The following is a 19167-nucleotide window of genomic DNA, read 5'->3' as shown; positions in this document are numbered from 1 at the left end:
ATCAGCTCATTCGGCGGCATCGGCCATTCCTCCTATACGTGGATCTAGCGCGCCCGAGCGGTAGCGCTTTGCCATCTCGGCCAACGGAATGACCTTGATCTCTGAGGCGTGGCCTGCGGTGCCGAACTGTTCGAAGCGCTCTCGGCAGAGGTCGCGCAGTGCGTCCATCGCCGGTTTGAGGAATTTGCGCGGATCGAACTCGTTTCTGTTTTGCACAGCCACCTTGCGGAACGCCGCGGTCATCGCTAGCCGGCAGTCAGTGTCGATATTGACCTTGCGGACGCCATGTTTGACGCCGCGGACGATTTCCTCGACCGGCACCCCCCAGGTCTGCGGCATCTCGCCGCCGAATGCGTTGAAGGCGTCCTGCAGCGGCTGCGGCACCGACGACGAGCCGTGCATCACCAGATGCGTATTGGGCAGCCGGCGGTGGATTTCCTCCACCACCCGCATCGCTAGAATGTCGCCATCCGGCTTGCGTGAGAACTTATACGCGCCATGCGAGGTGCCCATCGCAATCGCCAGCGCATCGACCCTGGTGGCGCGAACGAAATCGACAGCCTGGTCCGGATCGGTCAGCAGCTGATCGTGGCTGACCTCGCCTTCGACGCCATGGCCATCCTCCTGCTCGCCGCCGCCGTGTTCCAGTGAGCCGAGCACGCCCAACTCGCCTTCGACCGAGGCGCCGATCCAGTGCGCCATGTCGACCACGCGGCGGGTGATGTCGACGTTGTATTCATAGCTCGCCGCGGTCTTGGCATCGGCCTTCAGCGAACCGTCCATCATCACGGAGGTGAAGCCGTGTTGCAGAGCGGTAGCGCAGGTCGATTCCTCGTTGCCGTGGTCCTGATGCAGGCAGAGCGGAATCTGCGGATACATCTCTTCCAGCGCGTCGATCATCTTCGACAGCATGATGTCGTTCGCATATGAGCGTGCCCCCCGCGAGGCCTGGATGATCACGGGCGCATCGACAGAAGCCGCCGCATCCATGATCGCGAGTCCCTGCTCCATATTGTTGATGTTGAATGCCGGCACGCCGTAACCGTGCTCGGCGGCATGGTCCAGCAACTGCCTCAGGGTAATTCGCGCCATCTGAGCCTCCGTGTCGTTGATCGTCGTTCGTGGTGTCATGCGCAGGTCAACGCCATCCGCGAGCGCGCGATGCTGCGCAGCGCGGCCTTCGCCACCTCATCGGCGGTGATGCCGAATTCGCGGTAGAGCGTTTCCGCCGGCGCCGAGGCGCCGAAGCCGGTCATGCCGATGAATTCGCCGTCATCGCCAAGCCAGCGCGCCCAGTCGCCCTCGATCGCGGCTTCGACACCGACCCTCGGCACGCGTCCGAGAACGGCGGTGCGGTACTCGCGGGATTGCCGGCGGAACAGCTCGAAGCACGGCGCCGAGACGACCGCGGCGCGGACGTTGTCTTTCTCGAGCAGTCTTGCCGCTTCGAGCGCGATCGATACTTCGGAGCCGGTTGCGATCAAGGTGATGTCGCGGCCTTCCTCCGGTTCAATAACGACGTAGGCGCCGAACGTGACCAGATTGGTTTCGCCCGCAACGTCACGGAACGTGGGGAGCGCCTGCCGCGACAGGCACAGCACCGACGGATTCATATCTGCCCGCAACGCGCAGTCCCACGCCTCGGCCGTCTCGACCGCGTCGCCTGGGCGGAATACCAGCAGGTTCGGTATCGCCCGCAGCGATGCCAGATGCTCGACCGGCTGATGCGTCGGACCGTCTTCACCCAACCCGATCGAGTCATGCGTCATCACATGGATGACGCGGATCCCCATCAACGCAGCCAGCCTGATCGCAGGGCGGCTGTAATCGGCAAAGCTCAGAAACGTGCCGCCATATGGGATAAAGCCTCCATGCAGCGCGATGCCGTTCATCGCAGCCGCCATGGCATGCTCGCGGACGCCGTAATGGATATAGCTGCCATCGAAAGCATCTGGCCGCACCGGTTGCTGCGTCTTCGCGCGCGTCAGGTTCGAATGGGTAAGATCGGCCGAGCCTCCAAGCAGATTGGGCAGCGCTTCCGCGATCACGTCGATCACCAATTGCGACGCCTGCCGGGTCGCGATTTTCGGCTGTTCGGTACCGAAATGAGTCCGTATCTGCGCCATGACGTCGGCATATCCACACGGCAGCTTTCGATTCAGTGCGTCGTGGAACGGCGACCGTCCCATCGAACTTTGGCGCCTGCTGCGCTCGATCCATACCCGCCGTGCCGCATGTCCCTGTGCACCTGTTTCGCGCCAGGCATCGGCTATGGCTCCCGGAACCTGAAATGGCGCGTGCGGCCAGTCCAACGCGCTGCGCGTCTTCTCGACTTCCGCCGCACCGAGCGGCGCGCCATGCGCCTTCTCTGTTCCCTGGCGGTTGGGTGCGCCGAAGCCAATCACCGTACGGCAGGCAATCAGGGACGGTCGGCTATCGTGCCGGGCGTGCCGGATCGCCGCGGCAATCGCCTCGGGGTCGTGGCCATCGATCCGGCTCGCTGACCAGCCTGACGCCTTGAAGCGCGCAAGCTGGTCATCCGAGCATGACAGTGAAGTCGATCCATCGATCGAGATTTCATTGTCGTCATACAGCACGATCAGCCGGCCGAGCTTGAGGTGTCCCGCCAGCGAAATCGCTTCCTGACTGATGCCCTCCATCAGACAGCCGTCGCCGGCGATCACATAGGTGTAGTGATCGACAAGATCGTCGCCGAAGCGCGCATTCATCAGGCGCTCCGCCAGCGCCATCCCGACCGCGGCCGCGATCCCCTGCCCCAGCGGTCCCGTCGTCGTCTCCACGCCGGGCGTATGCCCGTATTCCGGATGGCCGGGGGTTTTAGATCCCCACTGCCTGAACGCCTTCAACTCGTCCGTCGTCACGCCCGCATAACCAGTCAGATGCAGCAACGCATACAGCAGCATCGAGCCGTGGCCGGCCGACAATACGAACCGGTCGCGATCCGGCCACGCCGGATCGGAAGCGTCGAACTTTAGGAAGCGCGAAAACAGCACGGTGGCGACATCGGCCATGCCCATCGGCATGCCGGGATGGCCCGACTTCGCGTTTTCGACGGCGTCGATGGCCAGAAAGCGGATCGCGTTCGCCATTTCAGCGTGCGAAACGACCGGCTGGACGGCGATACGGGACAGAGCGGAATCGGTCATAGCATGCGCCTCTTGCGTTCCATCAGTTGCAGGATCAGCGGGGTGAGGATGAGCTGCATCGCGAGATCGAGCTTCGATCCGTGGATCACGATCGAATTGGCGCGCGACATGAAACTGTTGGGAATCATCGACAGGAGGTAGGGAAAGTCGATGCCGCGCGGATTTTTGAGGCGGATCACCACCATCGATTCGTCGGGCGTCGGTATCCAGCGCGCAATGAACGGGTTCGACGTGTCCACCGTCGGCACGCGCTGGAAGTTGATGTCGGTCTCGGTGAATTGCGGGCAGATGTAGTTTATGTAGTCCGGCATCCGCCGCAGGATGGTATCGGTGACCGCCTCGGCGGTGTAGCCGCGGTCGCTGCGGTCGCGATGCAGCTTCTGGATCCACTCCAGATTGATGACGGGAACGACCCCGATCTTGAGATCGGCATGCTGCGCGATATTGACCTTGTCGGTCACAACAGCGCCATGCAGACCTTCATAGAACAACAGATCTGACTTCTCCGGCAACGGCTCCCACTCGGTGAACGTGCCCGGATCTGCGCCATAGAGCCTGGCCTCTTCGTGGTCGTGGACATAGTGCCGGGTCGTTCCTGTCCCCGACTCGCCGTAGTCGCGGAACAATTTCTCCAGTTCCTCGAACAGGTTTGTTTCCGGACTGAAATGGCTGAAATGCTTGTTGCCGCGCTCGGCCTCCTCGGCCATTTTTGTGCGCATCTCAAAGCGGTTGTAGCGGTGGAAGGCGTCGCCCTCGACATAGGCGGCTTCGACCTTCTCGCGGCGGAAGATGTTTTCAAACGTCTTCTTCACCGAGGTCGTGCCGGCACCCGATGATCCGGTAATCGATATGATGGGATAACTGCGTGACATCTGCTCTTTCCGGTCAGCGAAACAGGCCGCGACGCGCAAACAGCGGCGCATCGCTATTGTCGAACATCGGCTCGATCGCTTCGTGAATGGCGGCAACGTCGCGAACGCCACGCATCGAGCCCATGATCAGCGGCACCCGCTGGTGTGGTGTTTTCGCCGAAAGTTCGAGAATGCGCCGGCGGCCGGTGGTCGCGGCTCCGCCCGCCCACTCCATCACGAGGGCCATCGGATGCGCTTCGTAAAGCAGGCGGAGACGTCCGTCGCGATATCCCGGCCGCGCATCCGCCGGGTACAGGAACACGCCGCCGCGGACGAGAATGCGAAGCGACTCTGCAACCAGCGAGCCGATCCAGCGCATATTGAAATCGACCGAACCGTTGCCGCTCGTACCCGAGAGGCATTCGTCGATATAGGCCCGCACCGGCCCATGCCAGTGCCGCCGGTTCGACGCGTTGATGGCGAATTCCGGCGTATTGGGCGCAATCCTCACGCGACGCGCAATCAGCAGGAATTCCCGGGCACGCCTGTCCAGAACGAAGATGTCGACGCGCTCGTCGAACGCCAGGACCAGCGTGGTTTGAGGGCCGTAGACCACGAAACCTGCGGCACACTGCGCCGTGCCCGGCTCGAAGAAGGTGGAGATGATATCGTTGCCGCGCGAGCGAATCGAAAAGATGGTTCCGACCGAGATGTTGTTTTCGAGGTTCGCCGATCCGTCGAGCGGATCGATGGCGACGCAGAGAGATGCCTCGGCATTGAGCACTTCAGGCAGGTCCGATTCCTCGGACAGGACGGCGGCGACCGGGGCCGCACGCAACGCTGCGCGCATCATCGCGTCGGCGACGAGGTCGATATCCTTCTGATGGTCGCCATCGGAATTGACGCCACGGGTTTGTCCGGTGATGCCGGCCAACGGTCCGTCGGCGATGAGATCGGAAAGCCCGATCGCAGCAGTGGCAATCGTCTCGATCACGGCGGCCACGGCGGGACCGGTCGGCGTCTCCGACCCTGCATGATCGAGATGCGAGCATAGGGTTATGCGTGCGTCCATGGCCGTTCCCCGATTGGCGCCCTCTTCGGAGCCACTCCAATGCGTCATGCCATCAGGCACGCCGCGCCTAACAACACCCCAGTTTGCAAAATTAGTGAAATTTTCTTATCTTTGGCTTTGGCAAAGTTTTTCTTATATTGGGTGAGCCATGGCAGGCAGGTTTCCGCGGGAATTGACCATTCGCCAGCTGCGCGCGCTCGCAGCCGTTCACCGGGACCGGTCGGTTACCGCCGCCGCCAAACACCTGCATCTCACGCAGCCGGCCGTCACGCTGCAGATCCGCAATCTGCAGGAGCTTGCAGGTCTGCCGCTGATTCAGCGCACCAGTGACGGGATGCTGCTGACCGACGCCGGGCGGGAGGTGCTCTCGCTGTCCGAGCGTATCGAAGCGGCGATTGCGGACTGCGAGACCTCGCTCGAGATGATGGCGGGAAAGACCGCGGGCCGCATCTCCATCGGAGCCGTCAGCACCGCAAAATATTTCGTGCCGTTCATGATCTCCGGATTCTCAAAACGCCACCCGACCATCGATGTTGCGCTCTCGATCGGAAACCGGCAGGAGATCGGCACGGCGCTACGCGGCTATGATCTCGATTTCGCGATCATGGGCCGCCCACCGTCGGACATCGACATGGACGTCCACCCGATCGGCGATCACCCCCATGTCATTATCGCGCCGACCAGCCATCGCCTGGTGCGAAAATCCCGCATCCCGTTGAGCGACCTTGCTGACGAAACATTCCTGACGCGCGAACCCGGTTCCGGCACGCGCGGCCTGATGGAGCAGTTGTTCGAAACGGCGCGAATCCGGCCGAAAATCGGCATGGCGATGGACAGCAACGAGACAATCAAGCAGGCTGTGATCGCCGGTCTCGGAATTGCGTTCATTTCGGCACACACGGTTGCCACCGAACTCGACGAGCGGCGACTGGTCACGCTCGACGTGATTGGTCTTCCCGTCATCAGGCAATGGTTCGCCCTTTCCCGCAAGGACAAGATCCTGCTGCCGCCGGCACGCGCCATGCTGGAATTCCTCAGCGCACGCGGCGCGCAATTTCTGCCGCGAACCCAAGGCAGGATAAGGATCACCCGGACGTCGGCGCGCAGCGGACGCCGATAGCGCGATATGCGAATGCCGACTAATCGAGCGCCAAACTGGTCGGCCTGGCAATGACAGCAAGCAGCGCGCTTCATGCTCATTTCGCGGTGGACCATTCCCCGCGGCGGGCCGCCTCCGCCTTTCCCTCTCAGACTTTAGTTAGTGAGCCTTGCCGAGCCTCGCCGCCCCTGCCCACGTAACCACACGTTTCCGCAGCCATGACCGCCCCTATGGAGCGCGTCCGTAGGTTGACTTCTTTCCGCATTGTCCAAATACTTGCCTGAAAGCCGGAAAAACCGGTCCCGGCGATAATGATAATTCAGTGGGAGGACACGATGCCGACTTCACGCAGAACGCTGCTGAAGACTTCCGCCGCTGCCGCCGCCGCATTCAGCCTCGATTGGACGCGCGCACAGGCTCAAGCCGAAACGGTACGCATCGGCCTGATCTACGACTTGACCGGTCCCTTTGCTGCCGGCGGCTCGGTCGCCTCCTCGATCGGCGCGCAGATTGCCATCGACCTCGTCAACGAGAAGGGCGGCATCGGCGGCAAGTACAAGGTCTCCCCCATCGCCGCCGATTCCCAGAGCAAGCCTGATGTCGCGATCAATGAGGCCAATCGCCTGATCGACCAGGAGAAGATCGACATCATCAACGGCGTTTATGCGAGTTCGCACGCGGTCCCGCTCGCCGCCAAGGTCGAGCAGCAGAAAAAAATCCTCTGGATCACGACCGCGGTTTCGACCGCCGTGTTCAAGGACAAGAACCTGCAATACGTGTTCCGCGCGCAGATCCATTCCGACCAGTATGGCCAGGCCTTTGCGAGCTTCATCAGCGAGCACGCTAAAGCCAAACTCGGCATGGAGCCCAAGGACGTCAAGGTCGCACTGATTCACGAGGACGGCCCCTATGGCGTCGGCGTCGCGGCCGCCGACGAGGCCTATGCGAAGCAGGGCGGCCTCCAGGTCGTGCTCAAGGAAGGCTATTCCGCATCCGCGCCCGACCTCTCGGTGCTGGTGACCAAGCTCAAGCGCGCCAAGGCCGACGTGATCTCACACGCGGGATACAATCCTGATATCACCCTGTTCCTGCGTCAGGCGCGCGAGAACGGCCTCAAGTTCAAGATGCTGTTCGGCGCCGGCGCGGGCTACAGCCAGCTCGACAAGTTGCGCGCGACGTTCGGCGCCGATATCGACAATTTCTGCAATATCGATCCGGTGCCGGCGCAGTTGCTCGATGCTTCGAAACTCGCTCCCGGGATCGGCGATCTCACCAAAATTATGGTCGCACGCTACAAGGAGAAGACCGGCGCGACCGACGTGCCGCCGCATTGTTCGATGGGATTCAACCAGACCTGGATCCTGCTCAACAATGTGCTGCCCGTGGCAAAAGAGAAATACGGCGGCTTCGATCCCGAGGCGGTTCGCAAGGCGGCGCTCGACGTGGATATCCCGCCGGGCGGCACCATTCAGGGCTATGGCGTGAAATTCTATCCACCCGGCACGCCGCTCTCCGGCCAGAACGAGCGCTCGACCCCGGTCGTGATGCAGAATGCCGGCGAGCATATCTCGGTGGTTTGGCCGACCAGCATAAGAACGCAGGATCCGGTGTTCCCGCTGCCGAAATCGTCGGTGTACGCGGCGTAGCTCCGCCATTGCTGTCGATCTCCCTCGCCCCGGTCTTGCGGGGTCGAGACGAGCGAAGCTCGCTCTTAGAGGGTGGGGTGAGGGGCTGTCTCAGCAAATTCGAAAGACGTGAGTGCGCGGAGAGTCCCCCTCACCCGGATCGCATCTTCGATGCGATCCGACCTCTCCCCGCACGCGGGGCGAGGTGACACGAGCACCGGTGCCGATCACAGCGTGACGCGGCGGCCCTCTTCGGCAGCCCAATAGCCGGCGTAGTTGACCTTGATGGTCTCAAAGGCCAGCGCCAGATCCGAAAGCGGCTGCCGGCCAGTCGCGACGCATTCCATGAAGTCCTGGATTTCCTGCACGTAGCCGCGCGTCCATTCCTCCTCGATACAGACATATTGCCAGCCGGTCTTCCGGTCGACCTTTTCGGTGATGTAGACGCTTGCGAGTTTCTCCTCGCTGGTCTGATAGCTCATCATGTGCGTATTCGGCGTGATGTTGGCGAATAGCGCGCCGCTGCTGGTATAGGTTTCGATCAGGTTGCGCACGCCGCCGAGGATCATGTCGCCGGAAAAAACCGTGGCCTTGGTGCCGTCGGAGAAGGTGGCCGTGAGCATGCCCCAATCCTCGACATCGACGGGATTAGCCTTGAGCACGGCTCGTTCATCTGAACGCAGGCATGCCGTGACGTTGCCGACGTCACACGTCACGCCCGCGACACTGATCGCCTCGCCGCGCGCCTTCGCTTCTACCTGCTTGAGATAAAGTACCGCCGAGAGCGGATGGCATCCCATCCGGATCAGCGAACCGCCGCCGGTCATCGCCCATTGCGCGGCGTGCGCGGCATGCGAGCCGGAGTGACTCTCCTCCCCCTTCATGAACAGGATCTTGTCTTTGGTGGCCTTGAGGATCTCCACGGTCTTGGTCACCGCCGGCGCGTAGATCCAATCCTCCGCATACATGAAGAGCCTGCCGGTCTGGTTGATCGCCGCGCGGGTCTTTTCCATTTCCTCCAGCACGCGCTCATACATCAACGCTTTCGACACATGCTTGCCGATCGGCGCTTTGTCGCCGCCCCGGCCGAAATAGCCTGCGAACGGCTTTTCGCAGATCACATGCTTACCGGCCTGCATCGCGTCGACAATCATCGACGTGTGCAAATTGGGCGGCGTGCAGATGTCGATGACATCGATATCAGCGTCGGCGACCAAGTCGCGAAAGCTGCGATACGCCGTCGGAATCTGGTGACGACGGGCAAACTCGACGACATGATCGCCCCTCGCCGCAACGGCCCTGACTTCGACATCCACGCCGTAGACGCGCCGGTAGGCATGCATGTGCAGCTCGGACACGAAGCCGCACCCCGCCAGGCCGACCCTGATTTTCGCCATTGCGAAGTGCCTCCCGGCTGTCGCGGCTAGAGGCTAATTGCCGCTTCGGCCAACACCCTTGCGGCGCATCAACGCGGCGAAGAGCTCGGTCAGGCCGAATTTCCAAGGTTCGCAATCGCCGCTGTGGCGCATGCGGTTGGTCAGCCGGCCGAGTTTCGGCGTGGCGACCGTCACCAGATCGCCTTCCACATGGGTGAACCCCTGCCCCTTCTCGGCACGGTCCTGGATCGGTGCGAACATGGTGCCCAGGAACAACACGAAACCATCGGGGTATTGATGGTTCTCGTTGATCGTCTGCCCGACGATGTCGGCCGGGTCGCGGCTGATCTGAGTCAGGGAAGATGCGCCATGCAGGACGAAACCCTCCGGCCCCTTCACCTCCAGCGAGATATCCATCTTCCTGACGTCGTCGAGCGTGAAGTCCGCGTCGAAGAACCGCACGAACGGCCCGATGGCGCAGGACGCGTTGTTGTCCTTGGCCTTGGACAACAGCAGCGCCGAGCGTCCCTCGAAGTCACGCAGATTGACATCATTGCCAAGCGTCGCGCCGACGATACGCCCGTCGTGCGTCACCACCAGCACCACCTCGGGCTCTGGATTGTTCCAGGTCGATTTCGGATGCAGGCCCGCATCCACGCATGTACCCACCGCCGACAGGACCGGAGCCTTGGTAAACACTTCCGCGTCCGGCCCGATTCCGACTTCGAGATACTGGCTCCAGGCATTCTGGGAAACCAGCACGTCCTTCACGTGCTGCGCTTCCGCCGAGCCCGGCTTCAGCCGCGACAGGTCGGTGCCGACGATCCGTGTTACCTCGGCCCGGATGGCTTGCGCCGAATCCGGATTGCCCCGTGCCCGCTCCTCGATCACCCGCTCCAGCATCGATACGGCGAACGTGACGCCGGCAGCCTTGATCACCTGCAGATCGATCGGGGCGAGCAGCCATGGCCTGGTCGGATCGCGGGTGTCGGGCGGCGTGTTGTTCAACAGATCCTGCAGCGTGCCTACCCGCTCGCCACGCGCGGCGCGCAGCGCCCGCGCCGGATCGGCGGCGGCGGCAAGCTGGCTGGCGGTCGGGAAATCCTCGGTGATGTCGAACACGCCGTCCTGGCGGATCGCAACCACCGACGGGCCGGCAAGATCGGGACGCCAGATCCGCCCCATCAGCGCGGCGCCGGCGAAATCGTCGGGTAAAATGAATGCGGCATCTGTGACGATCGGCATCGTGGGGAATCCTCGCGAGGTAGCGCCTGTGCGGTCAGGGCAGCATCGTCCATAGAAGGGAACCACGCGACGGGTCAACACCCCGGAGATATCCGCCTGCAGCATTGTGGCCGCCACGACAAAGTTCATCGCGCTGCAGCATGCAAAATCAGACGATCGGTCAAGTGCAGCCGATTGGGCCACGCCGCACCTCGCCATGGACTGCATGGCGATTGAGCAAAGACCTCGGAGGGCATCGATGTCAGGGAATTATGCGCCGGACGGGCCGCGCCGGAGAGCCGCCTGCCCGAGACGGGTGCATGGCTTCGTTGGCCGGCAGGCGTTCTTCGCCTACCGACATCAACGAAGCAATGGCACAACCGCGTGGCGCTCCCGGCGTCCGGCTCCGCTGATGGCGATCGCCATCAGCGCGAGTCCGGTATCGCGGAGGATCAGGCCAGCGCCCGGTTCAGGCCGCCTTGTTCAGGCTGCCTTGGCCTTGGACTTTGCCACATGGCTCGAGATCGCATCCATCAAAGGCGGCGACAGGCAATCATAGGGCTCGAGCCCGAGTTCCCTCAGCCGGGCCCTGATTCCGTCCATCTCGGCCGGCTGAACGCCGGACTCCAGCACGGACGACACGAATGCGGCGAACCCAGGGGCTGCCCATCCACCTTCCTGGAACAGTTCGGGATGGATGAAGTCGAGGCCGTAGAATGGATGCCCGGTGTTCTCGATCCGGCCATACATATGCGTGCCGCAGGCCTTGCACGCATAGCGCTGGATCGCCGCCGACGCGTCGACAATCTGCAGCTTGTCGCCGTTCTCGGTCACGTTCACATTGTCACGCGGAACGACGGCGACAACGGAGAATGTCGCCCCCGCGGGCTTCCAGCACTTGGTGCAGCCGCATGCGTGGTTGTGGGCGACATCGCCCTTGATGGCGACCTTGACCGGCCTGTCCGTGCATTTGCAGACAAGAGTGCCGCCGGCAAAGTTGCCGGTCCCCTTCTTTACGCCGCTATCAATCGCTGGATGAATATGAACAGTCATGCGCCTATCCTCCTTGTGTTTTAGGTTCTCTAATTTCAGAACACGACAACTGAGCGGATCGACTTGCCCTGGTGCATGAGATCGAAGCCGTGGTTGATCTCCTCCAGCTTGAGGACGTGCGTGATCATCGGATCAATTTCGATCTTTCCGTTCATGTACCAGTCGACGATTTTCGGCACATCCGTTCGGCCGCGCGCGCCGCCGAATGCCGTTCCCTTCCAGACACGGCCGGTCACCAGTTGGAACGGCCGGGTGGCGATTTCCTTGCCGGACTCCGCGACCCCGATAACGACCGAGACGCCCCAGCCGCGATGGCACGCTTCGAGCGCCTGCCGCATCACGGTGGTGTTGCCGGTGCAGTCGAAGGTGTAATCGGCGCCGCCGTCGGTAAGTCCGACCAGATGCTGGACGATATCGCTGACCTTGGTCGGGTTGACGAAATGCGTCATGCCGAAACGGCGACCCCAATCCTCCTTGGAGTCGTTGATGTCAACGCCGACGATCTTGTCGGCGCCCACCATCTTCGCGCCCTGGATGACGTTGAGCCCGATGCCGCCTAGACCGAATACGACGACGTTGGCGCCCGGTGTCACCTTGGCGGTATTCACCACGGCGCCAACGCCCGTCGTCACCCCGCAACCAATGTAGCAGCTCTTGTCGAACGGCGCGTCCTCGCGAATCTTTGCCACCGCGATTTCCGGCAGCACGGTAAAGTTCGAGAAGGTCGAGCAACCCATATAGTGGTAGATCGGCTTGCCCTTATAGCTGAAGCGCGAGGTGCCGTCCGGCATCAGCCCCTTGCCCTGCGTGGCGCGGATGGCGGTACAAAGATTGGTCTTGCCGCTCAGGCAGCTTTTGCATTGGCGGCATTCCGGCGTGTAGAGCGGGATCACGTGATCGCCGGCCTTGACGGACGTCACACCCGGCCCAACCTCGCGGACGATGCCTGCGCCTTCATGACCGAGAATCGAAGGAAAGATTCCTTCGCTGTCGAATCCATCGAGCGTGTAAGCGTCGGTGTGACAGATTCCGGTCGCCTTTATCTCGACGAGGACTTCACCGGCCTTCGGGCCTTCCAGATCGACCTCAACGATTTCAAGAGGCTTTTTGGCCTCGAATGCGACAGCAGCGCGGGTCTTCATCTTAAGCTCCACATTTTCTTTTCAAGTCGCTGCACGGACCTGCCGAGACGCAAACCTCGCATGTTCGGCATGATCATTTGGCTCCCATGCAGGACTTCTCTGCCTCAGTGTAGGCCTCGGGTTTGTCTTCACGCTTGGCAGGCCGCACGCGCCCGACGGCGTCATAAGCGCGGGCACGCAGATAGACGTAGAGGTCGTCCATGTAGCAGGCGACATTCGGGTTATCGCCGAACGCCGGCATGACGCTCTCTTGCGCGGTGTTGACGTTCTTGCGACCGCTGGCGACCACACCGAGGAAATCGCCGTAACTCATCGTCTTCAACGACTCCTGTAGCGCCGGCGCGTAGGTCGATCCCATCCCGTCAGGGCCATGGCAGACATGGCATTCGGAGTGATAGCGGCGGTATCCGGAATAGGTGTACCAATCGACCGTCCCGTCGGCCCCGACCTTGAAGGTCGGGTTTCCTTCCTTGTCGAGATACTTGCCATCCTCGGACTTGATGGCGGTCGGATCGTCCGCAGCGTGGGCAACCAATCCCGGCGCCACAAGCATGAGAGTGGCTACAATCAAACAGATTCTACGCAAGAGCTCATCCTCGATATCAGATCTAGATCAACCGGCGCGTGGAACGAGCCACGCGCCGGACGAGGTGGTCCTGCTTTACTGCGGCAGTGCGAACACGGTGAGCGTGCCGCCGAGCGCGGTGTAGTTGCTCAGCGCGGCATAGCCACCGACCGCGCCGAGTCCTGCCGTCGGATCGGTCAGACCTGCGGCAAGGCCGATACCCGCCCAGCCGCCGACGCCGGACAGCACAGCCACATACTGCCTGCCGCCCTGCTCATAGGTCGTGACGTTGCCGATGATGCCCGACGGGGTCTTGAACTTGTAAAGCTCCTTGCCGGTCTTGGCATCGACTGCCTTCAGATAGCCTTCGAGCGTTCCGTAGAACACCACGCCGCCGGCTGTCGCGAGCGCTCCCGACCACACCGAGAACTGCTCCTTGTTCGACCAGACGATCTTGCCGGTCTTGTTGTCCCAGGCGATGAAGTTGCCCATGTGGCTCTCGCCCTGAGGCGGATACATCGAGAGCGTCGCGCCGACATAGGGCTGGCCCGCGGTGTAGCTCACCTTGAACGGCTCGTAGTCCATGCAGACGTGGTTGGTCGGCACGTAGAACAGTTGCGTATCGGGCGAATAGGCTGCCGGCTGCTCGTCCTTGGTGCCGAGCGCCGCCGGGCAGATACCCTTCGTGTTCTTGTCTTCGCCGCCCTTTTCGGTCGAATACTGATCGACAACCTTGGGACGTCCGTAGGTCGGCGAGCTCTTGTTCATGTCGACGCCGGTGGTCCAGTTCACCTTCGGATCGTACTTCTCGGCGACCAGGAGTTCGCCGTTGGTACGGTCCATCGTGTAAGCTAAACCGTTGCGGTCGAAATGGGTCAACAGCTTGCGCTCTTGGCCATTGATCTGCTGGTCGCTGAGGATCATTTCGTTGACGCCGTCGTAGTCCCATTCGTCATGGGGCGTCATCTGGTAGACCCAGTGGGCCATGCCGGTATCCGCGTTGCGCGCGAAGACGGTCATCGACCACTTGTTGTCGCCCGGACGCTGTTTCGGGTTCCAGGTCGAGGGGTTGCCGGACCCGTAATAGACCATGTTCAGACTGGGGTCATAGGACAACCAGCCCCATGTGCAGCCGCCGCCGATCTTCCACTGATCGCCCTGCCAGGTCTTGACGCTCGAATCCTTGCCGATCGGTTTGCCGTGTTCGGTCGTCTTCACGGGGTCGACCATGATCTGATCGTCCGGCCCTTCGGAGAAGGCGCGCCATACCTGCTTGCCGCTCTTGAGGTCGTAGGCCGTGACGTGACATTGCACGCCAAACTCGCCGCCGGAGATGCCGATCAGGACCTTGTCCTTGACGACGAGCGGCGCGGAGGTGCCCGTGGCGCCCTTGCCCGGATCTCCATTCTTGACGCTCCACGCCACCTGCCCGGTCTTGGCATCGAGCGCGACCAACGTGGTGTCTGCCTGATGCAGGAATATCTTGCCGTCGCCATAGGCCACGCCGCGATTGACCGTATCGCAGCACATCACCGGAATGACGTTCGGATCCTGCTTCGGCTCGTACTTCCAGACGATCTTGTTCTCCTGCGAAAGGTCAAGAGCGTAGACCTTGTTCGGGAACGGCGTATGGACGTACATGATGTTGCCGATGATGAGCGGCCCGCCTTCATGGCCGCGCAGCACACCGGTCGAGAAGGTCCAGGCAACCTGGAGCTTGCCGACATTGGCTGCGGTGATCTGGTTCAGCTTCGAGTAGCGTGTATTTGCGTAGTCGCCGGCCGGCATCACCCAATCTTTCGGGTTCTGCGCCATCTTGCTCAGCTCTTCATTGGCATACGCGACGCCGACGGCGAATGCCGCCATGACGCCGAGACAGGCTGCGGGTAGCACCTTGCGCATAGTGGTTTCCTCCCAGATTAAGAGTTTTGGGTTTCCGCCGAGACGGCCCATTTTCCATTCTTGGTCCCTATTCCTATCCCGTTCGGAAATAGGAAACTTGCCCAAGAGCGAAGCGCGTTTGCTCAATAGCGAAACTTAATCATTTTTTTAATTTCGGACCGGCGCGCGACGTTCAGGCTCTGCCGTGATGCTGCGAAGCATCATTCCGTGGGCGTGTTCCCACGACCTTCCCTGCGCGGCCCTCGGTCGAGGTTTCCCTTGACGCCGCTGAAACTAAGTTGGAGGATTGTCAAAGGGATATTGGGAAGAATCTGCGCAACTTCCCGGACGACTGCCTAAATTGGGGCCAAATGGTACGACCATCTGACCGACGCTTTGGCGGAGGTCGTAGCCTGTTCTCAAATTGGTGGCTGGGCAATGTCTGATACAGTTCGTTCACTCAGCACTTCCGGGTTAACGCCGAAGAGGCAGATCCAAACTTGGTCAGATGCGCTGACCGATCTCTGCGGCCAGTTTGATGTCGATCCACTTGAGGGTTCTTCGCTCGAGGCGCGGATAAATTACACAACCGTCTCGCAGCTGAAACTGTGTCAGATCGAGGCGAGCCAGCATCGCATCGCGCACACGGTTTCAGGCACAAAACTGAGCGAACATCCCTACGTCAAGATACTGTTCCAGACCTACGGCATCTCGCATTTCGAACAAAGCGGCCGTCGCATCGACATCATGCCCGGCGATTGCCTCGCCTATGACGTCTCCTGCCCGCACACGATCGTCAGCCCCTCATTGACCCGGCACGAGGTCGTGATCGTGCCAAAGGCACTGCTTCACGAGCGCGGCTTCCGCACGGCGAAGATGCTGCCGTGCAAGCTCTCGGCGCGTAACGGCACCGGCCGCATCGCCTATGACTTCGTGCACACCGCGTTCGACGAAGCGAACCGGCTGTCGCCCTACAACGCCATCGGCGTCGCTGATTCGCTCATCGATCTGCTGCTGTTGCCGCTGCGCGAGGCCGACACGATGTTCGATCGCGTCGGTCCCGAGGCGATGTACATCCGGGCGCAAGCCTTCATCCGCGAACATTTGCGCGACCCGGAGCTGTGCATCGACCAGATCTCGGCGGCATTGGGCTGCACCAAGCGCTATCTGCACATGCTGTTCAGCGACAAGGGCATGACCGTCAGCGATTATATCTGGCGGGCGCGGCTGCTGCACTGCCGCCAGGAGCTGGAGACGCAGCACGGCAAGACCATCACGGATGTCGCATTTTCGTGGGGCTTTTCCAGTTCGTCGCACTTCAGCCGCGTGTTCCGGAAGCACTTTGGCTTCGTACCCTCGGCGATCCACAAGGCGCATTGCGCCGATCCGTCGCCCAGCGCTTCCTGAAAGCGGAACGTCACGGTTGCGGAAAGCCGATATTTTGCGGCGCCTCAGCGCTGCCTCCCCCTGCATCGGGCAACGGAAACTGCAATCCGTTTCGCTGGCCTAGAAGGTTGCCTTCAGCCCTGCATAGAACGCCCGCGGCCGCGCCGGGCTGACAGAGCGCGGGTCCGTGAACTCCGCGCCGCCATTGGCGAAATTGGGCACGTCACCAGTATCAAAGAACGTCCCGTAGGTCGCATAGCGATTGTCGAAAATATTGTCGACGCGGCCGTAGATCTGAAACGTCTTGTTGATCTGATATGAGGCGTGCAGGTTGAAGACCGAATACCCTGGTAGCCTCGCGGCCTGGTTGGATTCATCGCCGACAAAATACTGGCTGCCGACGAACAGCGCATCGCCCCCGACCTTGAAGGCGTCCGTGACGGAATAATCGATACCGAACTTGACCCGGTTGCGGGGAATCGCCGGAATCCGGTTTCCCGGCAGGACCTGGATATTGCCATCGGTATCGGCGAACGGACTGCGAGAGTTGAGCTGTAAGGGATCGAGGAAGCGCGCATCGACGAGGGCATAGCTGGCGTATAGTTGCAGCGTCTTCGACGTCAGATTCACCTGCGCCTCGATACCCTGGCGCCGCGTCCTGCCCACGTTCTGGAAATAGCCAAATCCCTGCACCTCCGGACTGGGAATCGCCAGGATGTCATCAGCGTTGGTTGCACTGAAGGCTCCGACCTTCCACCCGAGCGTGCCGATATTCAGCTCCTTTGTTCCGCGGAAACCGGCTTCCACGGTGCGGGACACGACCTGTTTCAGGGGCGGGTCGGCGATGAGGAATGCTGCGGCGATACAGGGGCGCGAAGGGTCGGCGCATGCGAGTTCCAGCGGGGTCGGTGCGCGATTGGCTTCGGAGTATCCAGCATAGGCCGTCATTTCAGGCGTGATCTTGTAGGTGCCGCCGATCATCGGATTGAAGCGGCTGAACGTATGGTTGCCGTTGAGGTCGGTGCCGATCAGATCTTGAAGGACGATGCTTGCATAGTTGAACCGGCCGCCGCCCGAGATTGAAAACGCATCCGTCACGTCGAACGTGTCGAGCGCATAGAGTCCGGTGTATCGGTTGGTGGCACGAAGCGAGACCGGGCCGATGGATACGGGTTCGCCGGACCGGCCGAGGAATATGCCGCTGCCGCTGACGACGTAATTTGAGCCTATCGTGCCCAATTCCGCGCTGGCCCCGAAGCGGGTAACGCCGGAGTCGAAACTGGTGCCGACCATGAACTGGTTGTTGTGTCCGAACAACTGGTCGGTGTTGGTTGCCTGCAGGGTCGCCCCGGTCGTGGTCGAACGGGTGGTCGTCCGGTCGATCTGGCCCAGCACCGCATCCGTGGGGAACGGATTTGCAAGCTGGACTCCGTTGAGCCCGTTCGCCGGCGCTCCCGGCGTGGTGTCTTCTTCGTTGAAGCAAAGCAGCCCCGGATCGGCCGCACATGGCGCCGTCTCGGTCGGGTTTCCGTCCACCGTCTTCTGCCGGAACGTGCGGACTCGCGCCGAGCCTTCGATCGTCCAGGTCGGTGTGACCTCGACCTTTCCGGTCAGATTGCCGTAGGCAACGCGGTTGTCCGTAGTCTGCGGCGTCGTATAGGTCGCGCCCCAGTACTTCTGCAGCAATTCGACCGGAACCGCTGCAGAGGCGCCGAAATTGTTCTTGGCGACACCCACGTTGAGGTGAAATTCACTGCTGTCGGTCCGGTAGCCGACATCGCCATAGAAGCGCCGAATAGCCGATTCCGAAAAATTGCGGTAGCCGTTGTCACGCACTCCCTCGAGCGCACCATAGACGGAAAAATTGTCGATCTGCTTGCCATACTGCGCCGAACTCTGGATGCGTCCGAACGAGCCACCCATCGTGTTGATTTCGGCACCTTTATAGTTGAATCCATCCTTCATCTGGACGTTGACGGCGCCGCCCAGCGCATTAAGGCCGAACGCGGGGTTATTGGTCACGACGGTGACCGACCTGATCGCCGCGGTCGGGATCAAGTCCCAGTTGACGGTGTCGCCGAACGCCTCATTGATTCGCACGCCGTTCTGGTAAACTGCCAGTCCCTGAGGGGTACCGGCGACCGGCGATGCAACGAAACCGCGAAACTGGATGTCCGGCATGAACGGATTGCCGGTAGTATCACTGATGATGATACCCGGTACCTGTTGTTGCAGTGCGTCCGCGATGTTCAGCGAGCCCGTGCGCGCGATCTGCCCGGCGCCAACGGCGTTGACCGCTGCCGGCACCTTGTCGACGTCCATTCCAGAGCCGACCGTCGGCGTCGGCGCGGTCGGATAGACATAGACCCTGCGCACATTTCGGGTGGCTCGAGGTGCAGTACTGCCGCGGGCTGGTCGGGTCGCTGGTCTGGCTGATGTCGTTGGGGCAGTTACCTCGATGGCCGGTAAGACTTCGCTATCGCGGGACACCGTTTGGGCCTGAGCACAGCCGGGGACGAGGCACATCGAGATTGTCCCGACCAACACTAAACGCGTGCCCATGTACCCCACCCCCACTCTGTCCCCACCCACTACGTTCCGGCATTGTCCCGCCGGTCAGGTTGCGGACGATACTAGTGAGAAGGCAACGACGCGCGCTAGCCGCAAAAGGTCGGGTTCCCGAAATGCATTCGTCCCGGAAGAGACCGGGAGAAATTCCCGAACGG

The 19167-nt window shown here is 61.6% G+C and carries 14 protein-coding genes; 3 read left to right on the top strand and 11 right to left on the bottom strand.

Features of this window, described 5'->3' with window-relative positions; all coding sequences use genetic code 11:
- Window positions 1-6 precede the first annotated feature (6 nt).
- The 4 genes from fba to V1294_RS17265 are packed head-to-tail and all read right to left on the bottom strand — an operon-like array spanning window position 7 to window position 5090.
- Window positions 7-1092: a class II fructose-bisphosphate aldolase gene (gene fba, locus V1294_RS17280; protein WP_334498790.1), complete on the bottom strand. Its 1086-nt coding sequence runs from the start codon at window positions 1090-1092 to the stop codon at window positions 7-9.
- Window positions 1093-1127: 35 nt separating this feature from the next.
- Window positions 1128-3167: a transketolase gene (gene tkt / locus V1294_RS17275; RefSeq protein WP_334498787.1), complete on the bottom strand. Its 2040-nt coding sequence runs from the start codon at window positions 3165-3167 to the stop codon at window positions 1128-1130.
- Complete coding sequence (locus V1294_RS17270) at window positions 3164-4039, bottom strand: phosphoribulokinase (protein ID WP_334498785.1); 876 nt, start codon at window positions 4037-4039, stop codon at window positions 3164-3166. The genes tkt and V1294_RS17270 overlap by 4 nt, the downstream gene beginning before the upstream one ends.
- A 13-nt stretch (window positions 4040-4052) precedes the next feature.
- Entirely contained in the window at window positions 4053-5090 is a 1038-nt protein-coding gene (locus tag V1294_RS17265) for a class 1 fructose-bisphosphatase (protein ID WP_334481874.1), read from the bottom strand.
- A 148-nt stretch (window positions 5091-5238) separates the two neighbouring features.
- Between V1294_RS17265 and V1294_RS17260 the strand changes: the two genes are divergently transcribed.
- Window positions 5239-6210, top strand: coding sequence for a LysR family transcriptional regulator (locus V1294_RS17260; RefSeq protein ID WP_334498783.1), 972 nt, complete (start codon window positions 5239-5241; stop codon window positions 6208-6210).
- A 314-nt stretch (window positions 6211-6524) separates the two neighbouring features.
- Window positions 6525-7835, top strand: a complete 1311-nt coding sequence (locus tag V1294_RS17255; protein WP_334498782.1) for an ABC transporter substrate-binding protein — start codon at window positions 6525-6527, stop codon at window positions 7833-7835.
- 206 nt (window positions 7836-8041) lie between these two features.
- Here V1294_RS17255 and V1294_RS17250 read toward each other — a convergent pair whose 3' ends face one another.
- From V1294_RS17250 to xoxF5, 6 genes are all read right to left on the bottom strand, one after another.
- Window positions 8042-9211, bottom strand: coding sequence for a Gfo/Idh/MocA family protein (locus tag V1294_RS17250; protein WP_334498781.1), 1170 nt, complete (start codon window positions 9209-9211; stop codon window positions 8042-8044).
- A 33-nt stretch (window positions 9212-9244) separates the two neighbouring features.
- Window positions 9245-10435, bottom strand: a complete 1191-nt coding sequence (locus V1294_RS17245; protein WP_334498780.1) for a fumarylacetoacetate hydrolase family protein — start codon at window positions 10433-10435, stop codon at window positions 9245-9247.
- A gap of 462 nt (window positions 10436-10897) precedes the next feature.
- Window positions 10898-11467 (bottom strand): S-(hydroxymethyl)glutathione synthase, encoded by a 570-nt coding sequence (gene gfa, locus V1294_RS17240; protein WP_334481883.1) that lies wholly within the window; start codon window positions 11465-11467, stop codon window positions 10898-10900.
- Window positions 11468-11502: 35 nt separating this feature from the next.
- On the bottom strand, window positions 11503-12609 hold the full coding sequence (locus V1294_RS17235; RefSeq protein ID WP_334481885.1) for an S-(hydroxymethyl)glutathione dehydrogenase/class III alcohol dehydrogenase: 1107 nt from the start codon (window positions 12607-12609) through the stop codon (window positions 11503-11505).
- A 73-nt stretch (window positions 12610-12682) separates the two neighbouring features.
- Window positions 12683-13162: a c-type cytochrome, methanol metabolism-related gene (locus V1294_RS17230; RefSeq protein WP_334489770.1), complete on the bottom strand. Its 480-nt coding sequence runs from the start codon at window positions 13160-13162 to the stop codon at window positions 12683-12685.
- A gap of 108 nt (window positions 13163-13270) precedes the next feature.
- Window positions 13271-15076 carry a lanthanide-dependent methanol dehydrogenase XoxF5 gene (gene xoxF5 / locus V1294_RS17225; RefSeq protein ID WP_334498777.1) on the bottom strand — a complete coding sequence of 602 codons (1806 nt, stop codon included), beginning with the start codon at window positions 15074-15076 and terminating at the stop codon, window positions 13271-13273.
- A gap of 417 nt (window positions 15077-15493) precedes the next feature.
- Between xoxF5 and V1294_RS17220 the strand changes: the two genes are divergently transcribed.
- Window positions 15494-16462 (top strand): helix-turn-helix domain-containing protein, encoded by a 969-nt coding sequence (locus tag V1294_RS17220; protein ID WP_334481888.1) that lies wholly within the window; start codon window positions 15494-15496, stop codon window positions 16460-16462.
- A gap of 99 nt (window positions 16463-16561) precedes the next feature.
- Here V1294_RS17220 and V1294_RS17215 read toward each other — a convergent pair whose 3' ends face one another.
- Window positions 16562-19003: a TonB-dependent receptor gene (locus V1294_RS17215; protein ID WP_442895348.1), complete on the bottom strand. Its 2442-nt coding sequence runs from the start codon at window positions 19001-19003 to the stop codon at window positions 16562-16564.
- Window positions 19004-19167: the final 164 nt, after the last annotated feature.

This window comes from Bradyrhizobium sp. AZCC 1678 (assembly GCF_036924765.1).
GTDB lineage: Bacteria > Pseudomonadota > Alphaproteobacteria > Rhizobiales > Xanthobacteraceae > Bradyrhizobium > Bradyrhizobium algeriense.
Note: the sequence above shows the minus strand (reverse complement) of the source record. Positions and strands in the feature narration are given on the sequence as shown.

Excerpts from the sequence above, each read along its gene's own strand:
- fba (WP_334498790.1), bottom strand. The coding sequence starts at position 1,092 with ATGGCGCGAATTACCCTGAGGCAGTTGCTGGACCATGCCGCCGAGCAC.
- tkt (WP_334498787.1), bottom strand. The coding sequence starts at position 3,167 with ATGACCGATTCCGCTCTGTCCCGTATCGCCGTCCAGCCGGTCGTTTCG.
- V1294_RS17270 (WP_334498785.1), bottom strand. The coding sequence starts at position 4,039 with ATGTCACGCAGTTATCCCATCATATCGATTACCGGATCATCGGGTGCC.
- V1294_RS17265 (WP_334481874.1), bottom strand. The coding sequence starts at position 5,090 with ATGGACGCACGCATAACCCTATGCTCGCATCTCGATCATGCAGGGTCG.
- V1294_RS17260 (WP_334498783.1), top strand. The coding sequence starts at position 5,239 with ATGGCAGGCAGGTTTCCGCGGGAATTGACCATTCGCCAGCTGCGCGCG.
- V1294_RS17255 (WP_334498782.1), top strand. The coding sequence starts at position 6,525 with ATGCCGACTTCACGCAGAACGCTGCTGAAGACTTCCGCCGCTGCCGCC.
- V1294_RS17250 (WP_334498781.1), bottom strand. The coding sequence starts at position 9,211 with ATGGCGAAAATCAGGGTCGGCCTGGCGGGGTGCGGCTTCGTGTCCGAG.
- V1294_RS17245 (WP_334498780.1), bottom strand. The coding sequence starts at position 10,435 with ATGCCGATCGTCACAGATGCCGCATTCATTTTACCCGACGATTTCGCC.
- gfa (WP_334481883.1), bottom strand. The coding sequence starts at position 11,467 with ATGACTGTTCATATTCATCCAGCGATTGATAGCGGCGTAAAGAAGGGG.
- V1294_RS17235 (WP_334481885.1), bottom strand. The coding sequence starts at position 12,609 with ATGAAGACCCGCGCTGCTGTCGCATTCGAGGCCAAAAAGCCTCTTGAA.
- V1294_RS17230 (WP_334489770.1), bottom strand. The coding sequence starts at position 13,162 with ATGCTTGTGGCGCCGGGATTGGTTGCCCACGCTGCGGACGATCCGACC.
- xoxF5 (WP_334498777.1), bottom strand. The coding sequence starts at position 15,076 with ATGCGCAAGGTGCTACCCGCAGCCTGTCTCGGCGTCATGGCGGCATTC.
- V1294_RS17220 (WP_334481888.1), top strand. The coding sequence starts at position 15,494 with ATGTCTGATACAGTTCGTTCACTCAGCACTTCCGGGTTAACGCCGAAG.
- V1294_RS17215 (WP_442895348.1), bottom strand. The coding sequence starts at position 19,003 with ATGGGCACGCGTTTAGTGTTGGTCGGGACAATCTCGATGTGCCTCGTC.